This is a genomic window from Microcoleus sp. PH2017_09_SFU_O_A (genome assembly GCF_020738625.1).
Classification (GTDB): domain Bacteria; phylum Cyanobacteriota; class Cyanobacteriia; order Cyanobacteriales; family Microcoleaceae; genus Microcoleus.
Genome location: NZ_JAEQCF010000138.1, coordinates 1 through 9,210, shown reverse-complemented (window position 1 = coordinate 9,210; position 9,210 = coordinate 1). Strand labels below are relative to the sequence as shown.

Sequence of the window (9,210 nt, the reverse complement as noted above, 5' to 3'; positions counted from 1 at the left end):
AGTCGGTTAAAACCGACTACAGAGTTTGATGCAAAATGCAATTAATTTGAGTCCTCTTTGAGAGGACTTTCGCTATGAGACAGGGGTTTTCAACCCCTGCCGGACTGGAACTCAAACGAGAGATTCGATCGCAAATATGAACACTCCTGAACCTTCATTAACCAAAACCGAATTAAGACGATCGCTCCTGAACACCCGCAAATCCCTACCAGCCCAAGAATGGAGACAAAAGAGCGAGATCCTTTGCAACCACCTGCACAACTCGCCCCTATTTACCGAAGCAAAAACAATCCTCGCCTACTTTAGCTTTCGCCAAGAACCAGATTTAAGTCCCCTATTTGAAACTCCCCGCACGTGGGGATTTCCCCGCTGTGTCGGCAAACAGTTATCGTGGCACGTCTGGCAGCCCGGAGATGCTTTACATACGGTCGCTTACGGCATCCAAGAACCGCTGCCGGATGCTCCGAAAATCAACCCCTCAGAAGTAGATTTAATCCTCGTACCCGCTGTAGGTTGCGATGTTCGCGGCTATCGCTTGGGCTACGGTGGCGGCTATTACGATCGAATGCTCAGTTTAACTGAGTGGGAATCAAAAATTGCGATCGCCACAATCTTTGAATTTGCCTTGCTAGCCCAGCTACCGGTTGACTTTTGGGACAAAGCGCTGCACGGAATTTGTACGGAAAGTGGGTTAAAAATGATACAGCAGAAATCCAGAAGGTCGATCGAGCAATAAATTTTCAGTAATTATCCCTAGATCCATGTTTATATGTATTAGGACTGACGCACTCCCAACAAAGAAACCGGGTTTTTCAACCGAGATTGAGGGTTTTAAGCAAATATTTTGGTTAAAAAACCCGGTTTCTGGGCACCCGTGCATCAGTCCTCTGTATTCTACAGAAAGTCCTATTCCCGCGATCGGGAAGTGGTCAATCTGTTTTAATCTAAAATCTAAAATCCAAAATCTAAAATCTAAAATATTATGGCCCAGCGCTACGTTCGAGTTAAAACAACACAAGGACACATCCATTACGGTTTGCTGCAACTTAGCCGCAGCGTTCAAGTATTTGATGCACCTCCCTGGTTAAAAGGACAACCAACTGATTTGGAACTTGCACCAGATAGTTACCAAATTCTCGCCCCGTGCTCTCCCTCAAAAATTGTAGCCGTCGGCAAAAATTATGTCGATCACGCCGCCGAGATGGGAACTCCAGTACCCGAAGAACCGCTGCTGTTTTTCAAGCCTCCCAGCGCTGTCATCGCAGCAGGTGGAGCAATTCGCTATCCGCAGCAGTCGGAAAGGGTAGACTACGAAGGAGAATTGGCCTTGGTGATTGGCGAACATTGTACCAACTGCACTCCCGAACAAGCACACAGCAAAATTTGGGGCTATACGATCGCCAACGACGTAACAGCCCGAGATTTGCAAAAGCGAGACAACCAGTGGGCGAGGGCTAAAGGGTTCGATACGTTTTGTCCCTTGGGGCCTTGGATTGTCCGCGAATTGAGTCCTGCTGCACAGTTGCAGACTTTTGTCAATGGGAGCGATCGACCGATACAGTCATCTCAGATCGATCGCATGGTATTTTCCCCAGACTTTCTCGTCTCCTACATCAGTCAAATCATGACCCTAAATCCCGGCGATGTGATACTGACTGGAACGCCCCAAGGAGTTGGGCCGCTGCAAATAGGCGATCGAGTCCGCATTGAAATTGAAGGCATCGGCAGTCTTGAAAATATCGTAGTTATTGGTTATTAGTTATTAGTTATTGGTTATTGGTTATTGGTTATTGGTTATTGGTTATTAGGTTTGATCCGAATAAATAACAAATAACAACCAACAAATAACAACCAACAAATAACAACCAACAAATAACCAATAACTACTTACTAACGTACCTGCATATAAACAGCGTCCGAAATGGGAGGAATCTCTGCATAGCGTCCCAAAGCCGATTGAACCACTGCATAGAAAAATGCAGCTAAAGCGCCTAAAAACACCATATTATACAGAGTCTCTGCAATAAATGCGACTTGGAAGCCTTTTGCAAAAATTGGCAAAACCAAACCGCAGAGCATCAAAACAATGTCTAAAAGAATCGCCTGCATCGCATTAAAACGAATGAAGTGACTGATGTTTTCGTTTCTAACTACTCCTAAATACAGGGCAAAGAAAATAACCAAGCTAGCAAAGGGCAAACTATAAATTTGCATCAATGGAGATAGCGGTATCAACAACAGTTGCAGGACAGGAAACTGTGTAAACAGAAACCTACCAAAGGCAAGCCCGTCAATCAGCGGTAGCAAGTAAGGCAAAGAAGCAAAAATCCGGTCTGGAACAGTCGTAGATCCGCGCCAAGTCATAATGAACTCTCCTGAGTCGATCGATAAACTATCAATTCGCATTAAATTCAGGATAACGCAGCAGCAGGCAAGCGTTCCGACTCGCCCGGAATTTGCCCACACGAGCAAGCCGAGTAGATTCATGGGTACTTATATCAAGTCGGGTTCAATAGTCACCATTCCCGATGCCCCATTCCCGATGCCCCATCCCTCCGCTTCGCTTCGCCCAATTCCCTGTTTGCCCAATTCCCGATGCCCGATGATTATTTAATATTGGCAATGACGAAGCCCATTTGACACTCGTATCGATCGGGCAAATTTTCCGTAGGTTTGGCAACTGGATGACCGCAGCGAAGCTCTCCACCGCTCCAGCGCGGTTGGCCAGTGCGATCGGCGAGCACACAACTTTGGCAAACACACTGAGGGGCAAGCATCTGATTTTCCATTAGAATGACTAACATTTGATACCTCCGGCAGGTTCCACACCAGTAATTTCATTGTATGTCAGGAATTTGGGACAAACGGCTTAACCTGAACACAACGTAATATTTATGTCAATGGTGCGAAATCCGTAGTATGGTACAAGATCCCCAATTCCCAATCCCCAAATTTCTGAAGAGGTTGATTATTGTGACCAAGAATTTCTTGATGGTACAAGCCCCCGGATCGAGCCGTGGAATCAATCCTTGCATCTAAAATCTCAAATCCTCTCTTCCCCCGACTTGAGCCGTGGGGTCAATCCAAAATCCAAAATCTAAAATCTAAAATCGAATGACGGACACTAACTTAGACTTCCTTTCCAAAACCGATCTGCTAATTGCCGATTTAATCGGGCAAGAACTCCAGCGGCAGCGAGATCACTTAGAACTGATCGCCAGCGAAAACTTTACCTCCGCAGCCGTAATGGCAGCTCAAGGCTCAGTGCTGACCAATAAATACGCCGAAGGGCTGCCAGCGAAACGCTATTACGGCGGCTGCGAATTTATTGACGGCATCGAGCAAATCGCGATCGATCGCGCTAAAGAGCTCTTTGGCGCAGCCCACGCCAACGTCCAGCCCCACTCCGGCGCTCAAGCCAACTTTGCAGTATTTTTGAGCTTGCTAGAGCCAGGGGACGGAATTATGGGCATGGATTTGTCCCACGGCGGACACTTGACCCACGGTTCGCCGGTTAATGTATCCGGTAAATGGTTTAAAGCTTTTCACTACGGCGTCAACAAAGAAACTGAACAGCTCGACTACGACGAAATTTTGGCACAGGCTAAAGCAAACCGACCAAAATTGCTGATTTGCGGCTATTCGGCATATTCGCGAATTATCAACTTTGAAAAGTTTAGAGCGATCGCCGACGAAATTGGAGCTTACCTGCTCGCCGACATCGCCCACATTGCCGGATTAGTCGCCACAGGCCATCATCCCAGCCCCCTCGCCCACTGTCACGCAGTCACCACCACCACTCACAAAACCCTGCGCGGCCCCCGTGGCGGCTTGATTTTGACCAATGACCCCGAACTGGGCAAAAAGTTCGACAAATCAGTATTTCCCGGCACTCAAGGCGGCCCCTTAGAGCACGTGATTGCGGGCAAAGCTGTAGCTTTCGGCGAAGCATTAAAACCGGAATTTAAAACTTATTCCGGTCAAGTAATTGAAAATGCGCGGGCTTTAGCTGCACAGTTGCAGCAGCGGGGTTTAAAACTCGTTTCCGGCGGCACCGACAATCACTTAATGCTAGTAGATTTGCGATCGGCAAACATGACAGGCAAGCGAGCCGACCAATTAGTCAGCGGTGTGAATATTACTGCTAATAAAAATACGGTGCCTTTCGATCCAGCATCGCCCTTTGTCACCAGCGGTTTGAGACTCGGTTCGCCCGCGATGACGACAAGAGGAATGGGAACAGCAGAATTTACCGAGATTGGTAATATTATTGCCGATCGACTGCTAAATCCAGATGATGAAAGCGTCGCCGCCGAATGTCGGCGCCGAGTAGCCGCACTGTGCGATCGCTTCCCGTTATACCCGCACTTGTTCTTGAAAGTGCCGGCATTAGCTTAATTTTCCTGATCGGCAATGGGGAATTGGTAGTTGGAAGTGTACGGTTCAGTTGACAGTTGACAGTTGACAGTTGACAGTTGACCGAAGGAGAGCGACCTCTACCTAGAAGGAATAGGATGGGAGTAATGAATAGTCTGATTTTAATTTCTCCCGATCAAGGAGAGGCTTTCAACCAATTCTTTCTGGTAAAAAGGTAAAAGAGCTACAAAAGATTGAGAGTTGTTCCTTGCGATCTTGACAAGCAGTTTTTATCGAAAATCTCGATCGCGAAAGGCAGTTTTTACTAAAAATATTTGTCGAGCGGCGCTGGTTTGATTAACGGTATTTGTCGATCGCGAAAGATACCGCTCAACTCAGCTCGCTTGGCAAGTATGGATATCGAAAAAGTCGATCAACATTGCGATTGAAAGACGATTAATTCGAGAGGAATCATTTAAAAACCTGACAATTCGCATCCTGGCAACTTCCACTCCGGCAAATCTCCGGCTCCCAAACCCCCAGTCGCTCTTAAAAATGTTTCCTGGTTACAAGCCATCTGAAATGTAGTAGACTCTGCCTGACAGTATAATTGCCCGCACTATTTAAAATTAATTTCAGATGCCGCACCAGTATCTGTATCATGTACTCGCTTTTCTGGTTTCTGCGAGCGTCGTCCTCTGGAGTACGCCAATAGTCAAAACCATTGGTCTCAAAAGCGGGCGAGTCGATCGGCCAGGCGAGCGAAAAGTCCACCAGCGCCCCATGGTACGCTTGGGAGGAGTCTCTATCTTTCTCGGCACTCTGATTGCCCTGTTATTTGTCTGGCTCTGTGGAGGCTTCATCGATGCTAGCGGACAAGTTCTCAATCCCAAAGACGAATACCAAGTTTGGGGAGTCACCCTCGGCGGCATCGGATTCTTCCTCATCGGTTTAGCAGACGACTTGTTTTCGCTCTCAGCCATCAAACGCTTGCTCATGCAAATTGGCGTATCCAGCATCGCTTGGTACGCGGGCGTACAAATTGAGTTTCTCACAGTTCCCTCCCTGGGACTGACGGATCTTGGCTGGCTGAGCTTGCCCATTACCGTGATTTGGCTCGTCGGTATGGCCAACGCCATTAACTGGATTGATGGTTTGGACGGTTTAGCAGCCGGAGTTTCGGGGATTGCAGCAGTTGTGATGCTGATTGTCAGTCTGTCGATGCACCAACCGGCGGCGGCCCTAATTGCAGCGGCTTTAGCTGGTGGCACCTTGGGATTTCTACGCTACAACTTCAATCCGGCTCAAATCTTTATGGGAGATGGCGGGGCTTATTTTATCGGGTTTACTCTCGCTGGAGTGGGAGTAATTGGGTTAGTTAAAACTACGGCTGTTACTTCTGTGTTACTGCCATATTTAATTTTAGCTGTACCGATTTTAGATATGTCGGCGGTGATTCTCGATCGGCTCCGTAACGGCAAATCGCCCTTTATTGCTGACAAACGCCACCTGCACCACCGACTCCTAGAAGCCGGACTATCCCATAGATTTGCGGTTTTATTTATTTACTCGCTGACACTTTGGGTAGGAAGTTTAGCCCTAGCTTTTTCAGTTCCAAGTGGCATAGTTTACGCTATGGGAGCTACAAGTTTGCTGGGATACGCTAGCTGGAAAGTTTGGAGGCACGCAAGATAGACAGTTGACAGTTGACAGTTGACAGTTGACAGTTGACAGTTGTTAGTTGTCAGTTGTTAGTTGTTAGTTGTTACTTGTTAGTAAGAATCACCAATCACCAATCATTAATGCCCAATGCCCAATGCCCAATGCCCTGCGCGGGCCTTCTTCCCAATGCCCAATGCCCAATGTCCAATGCCCAATGCCCAATAACCAATCTAAAATCCAAAATCTAAAATCTAAAATAGAATAATGGTTGCTGAAATTATTTGTGTTGGCACTGAATTGCTGTTAGGCGATATTCTTAATAGCAATGCCCAGTTTTTAGCGAAAGAATTAGCGAGTTTGGGCATCCCTCACTACTATCAAACAGTTGTGGGAGACAATCCAGAACGCATTAAACAGGTGATAGAAATAGCTATAGGTCGATCGCAACTTTTGGTCTTCACCGGAGGCCTCGGCCCCACACCAGACGACCTCACAGTCGAAACAATCGCCGATTATTTTGGTGTTCCCCTCATCGAAAGGCCGGAAATTATCGCCGATATCGAACAAAAATTTGCTCAGCGGGGACGCACCATGAGCAAGAGCAACCGCAAACAAGCTTTAATTCCCGAAGGTGCGGACATTCTATCAAACCGGACAGGTTCTGCACCGGGGATTATTTGGCAGCCGGTTCCCAATGTCACAGTGATGACATTTCCCGGGGTACCGGCGGAAATGCACTTGATGTGGCAAGAAATCGCCGTTCCTTACTTGAAAAATAACGGCTGGTGCAGTGCAACTATTTGCAGTCGCACGTTGAAATTTTGGGGAATTGCTGAGTCGGCACTCGCGGAAAAAGTAGATAATTTTCTGAGTTTAACTAATCCTACTGTTGCTCCCTACGCCAATCACGGCGAAGTCAAACTGCGGATTTCGGCCCGCGCCCAGTCGGAAGCTGATGCTAAAAAGTTAATTGAGCCGATCGAACAACAGTTGCTACTGATTACTGACTTAGACTGTTACGGTGCCGATACCGATACCCTCGCCTCGACTGTCGGTAAATTGTTGCTGTTGGCTGGCGAAACTCTTAGTGTGGCTGAATCCTGCACGGGAGGAGGGTTGGGAGCGATGTTGACCAGTGTTGCCGGCAGTTCGAGGTACTTTTTGGGTGGAATTATTTCCTATGACGATCGGGTTAAGGAAGGATTATTAGGTGTTAATCCCCAAGATTTAGCCGAATTTGGCGCAGTCAGCCAGCAAGTCGCAAAACAAATGGCTGCGGGAGTGCGCGCCAGTCTCAACACCACTTGGGGATTGAGCATTACAGGCATCGCGGGCCCAGGAGGCGGCACGGATGCTAAACCTGTCGGACTGGTTTATATCGGTTTAGCGGGCCCCGACGGCGAGGCTGAAAGTTTTGAATACCGTTTCGGCTATGCCCGCACTCGCGATTGGATTAGAAATCTGAGTAGTTGTACGGCGCTCGATCGGCTCCGGCGTAAATTATTATTGGCAAAAGCGTAGAAAACCTCTAACACTTTGTCAATTGTCAATACTCATCCTTAAGCTTAAGCTTTATTTAATAATTGCAGTCCGAGATATTTCAGTAATTTTCCCCTTGCCTATTGATTATCTGTAAAGATTCGTTATGATAATAAGACAGGGCTGATTGGCAAATACACTGATTCTCTCCTTTGCTTAAAAGCGTTGCTCCCAACAACCAGCAAGCGAGAAAGCAAGTTTGACCTTTGGTTTCAAAGTCGTGCTTGCTTATTTTCAGGGATTTAGCCGTCGGTTTAGCTAGCTCGGCGGGAATCCCCACGACCTAATCTTTGATTTGGGGTGGGATGAAAGCCAGGTTTGTGAAGGATAGAAGGTTAACCGATTCCGTAGGACTCTTAAATCTTCACAGCCTGAACAAACAATCCTTGATCTAGTGCAAAAACAGTGGGGCTGGACGTGTTCCTCACTATAAAACGCCGAGCGAGAGAAACATTTTGGAGTACCTCGAAGGAAGATCTCGATATCCTTAACAGGACTCAGATGCCTACGCTGTAATCTTTGATTCAGAGTAGGAGCGTCACCAATCTAGACTATAAAAAAAGGAGCTATCCGTTCAATGGAAGACATTGAAAAGGTGCTGGAACAAATTAAAGAATGGGTTCGCAAGCTGATAGAAGGACTGCTGAGTCCAGAAGCTCAACCGGAACTCGAACCGATTCCTATTCCAGTCAACCAACCCAGGCATCGCCGGTAGTCGGGACTAGATGTGAAATCTGAGGTTTGAGGTTTGAGGTTGAAGACTGGTTCTAAATCCCAAGTCAAAACTCTCAAAAATCTCATAAATTTTGTTGCGCTGGAATTTTTAAAATTGTTAAATATCCTGGTACTTCACGGCCCTAATCTGAATCTATTGGGTCAGCGAGAACCTGGAGTTTATGGTTCTGCGACTTTAAATGATATCAACAAGTTGCTAGAACGAGAAGCGCAAGCCCTCCAGGTGCAAGTCTCTATTCAGCAGTCGAATCATGAAGGGGTTTTGGTGGATGCAATTCACTCAATGTTAGGGCAGCACCAAGGCTTGTTGATTAATGCTGGAGCTTATACTCATACGAGTGTGGCAATTAGAGACGCGATCGCCGCTGTGAATATCCCTGCGGTGGAAGTTCATTTGAGCAATATTTACCGACGGGAAGCTTTTCGGCACCACTCGTATATCGCGGCGGTGGCGATCGGGCAAATCAGCGGTTTTGGCTCAGAAAGTTATCGGCTGGGGCTACAAGCTCTAGTTAGTTATGTGATTAAAAATTAAAATTTCACCGATTTTCGAGATCGGATGAGGGCCGGTTTTAGATGGAAAACCAGCCCTTATATGTTTGGCTTGAATTCAAATTAATCAGAAGAATGGGTAATGGGTAATGGGTAATGGGTAATGGGTAATGGGTAATGGGTAATGGGTAATGGGTAATGGGTAATGGGTAATGGGTAATGGGTAATGGGTAATGGGGAATCGGTAATGGGTAATGGGGAATCGGTAATGGGTAATGGGGAATCGGTAATGGGTAATGGGTAATGGGTAATGGGGAATCGGTAATGGGTAATGGGTAATGGGGAATCGGTAATGGGTAATGGGGAATCGGTAATGGGTAATGGGGAATCGGTAATGGGTAATGGGGAATCGGTAATGGGTAATGG

General features: G+C 46.9%; 11 protein-coding genes. 8 read left to right on the top strand and 3 right to left on the bottom strand.

The window, feature by feature from the left end:
• Nucleotides 1-136: 136 nt before the first annotated feature.
• Complete coding sequence (locus JGK16_RS31280; protein ID WP_293193778.1) at nucleotides 137-736, top strand: 5-formyltetrahydrofolate cyclo-ligase; 600 nt, start codon at nucleotides 137-139, stop codon at nucleotides 734-736.
• Nucleotides 737-982: 246 nt separating this feature from the next.
• Nucleotides 983-1,759, top strand: a complete 777-nt coding sequence (locus JGK16_RS31275) for a fumarylacetoacetate hydrolase family protein (RefSeq protein WP_293193776.1) — start codon at nucleotides 983-985, stop codon at nucleotides 1,757-1,759.
• Between the two features lie 131 nt (nucleotides 1,760-1,890).
• Here the strand turns inward: JGK16_RS31275 and JGK16_RS31270 are convergent, their stop codons facing one another.
• Entirely contained in the window at nucleotides 1,891-2,364 is a 474-nt protein-coding gene (locus JGK16_RS31270; protein WP_293177999.1) for a Tic20 family protein, read from the bottom strand.
• A gap of 1 nt (nucleotide 2,365) precedes the next feature.
• Between JGK16_RS31270 and JGK16_RS31265 the strand changes: the two genes are divergently transcribed.
• Complete coding sequence (locus JGK16_RS31265) at nucleotides 2,366-2,614, top strand: hypothetical protein (protein WP_293193774.1); 249 nt, start codon at nucleotides 2,366-2,368, stop codon at nucleotides 2,612-2,614.
• Here JGK16_RS31265 and JGK16_RS31260 read toward each other — a convergent pair.
• Nucleotides 2,607-2,804, bottom strand: coding sequence for a hypothetical protein (locus JGK16_RS31260; RefSeq protein WP_293133771.1), 198 nt, complete (start codon nucleotides 2,802-2,804; stop codon nucleotides 2,607-2,609). The genes JGK16_RS31265 and JGK16_RS31260 overlap by 8 nt on opposite strands.
• 310 nt (nucleotides 2,805-3,114) lie before the next feature.
• On the opposite strand from JGK16_RS31260, the gene glyA reads away from it, so the two are divergent.
• From glyA to aroQ, 5 genes are all read left to right on the top strand, one after another.
• Nucleotides 3,115-4,398, top strand: coding sequence for a serine hydroxymethyltransferase (glyA, locus tag JGK16_RS31255; RefSeq protein WP_293193772.1), 1,284 nt, complete (start codon nucleotides 3,115-3,117; stop codon nucleotides 4,396-4,398).
• Nucleotides 4,399-4,995: 597 nt separating this feature from the next.
• Nucleotides 4,996-6,051, top strand: coding sequence for an MraY family glycosyltransferase (locus JGK16_RS31250; RefSeq protein WP_293178008.1), 1,056 nt, complete (start codon nucleotides 4,996-4,998; stop codon nucleotides 6,049-6,051).
• A 231-nt stretch (nucleotides 6,052-6,282) separates the two neighbouring features.
• On the top strand, nucleotides 6,283-7,539 hold the full coding sequence (locus tag JGK16_RS31245) for a competence/damage-inducible protein A (protein WP_293193770.1): 1,257 nt from the start codon (nucleotides 6,283-6,285) through the stop codon (nucleotides 7,537-7,539).
• 595 nt (nucleotides 7,540-8,134) lie between these two features.
• Nucleotides 8,135-8,272, top strand: coding sequence for a hypothetical protein (locus tag JGK16_RS31240; RefSeq protein WP_293178014.1), 138 nt, complete (start codon nucleotides 8,135-8,137; stop codon nucleotides 8,270-8,272).
• Nucleotides 8,273-8,386: 114 nt separating this feature from the next.
• The gene (gene aroQ, locus JGK16_RS31235) at nucleotides 8,387-8,827 is read left to right on the top strand and encodes a type II 3-dehydroquinate dehydratase (protein WP_293178224.1); all 441 of its coding nucleotides are present in this window, start codon (nucleotides 8,387-8,389) and stop codon (nucleotides 8,825-8,827) included.
• Between the two features lie 80 nt (nucleotides 8,828-8,907).
• Here the strand turns inward: aroQ and JGK16_RS31230 are convergent.
• Nucleotides 8,908-9,210 (bottom strand): hypothetical protein (locus tag JGK16_RS31230; RefSeq protein WP_293193768.1); only part of this gene is annotated, 303 nt, incomplete at its 5' end.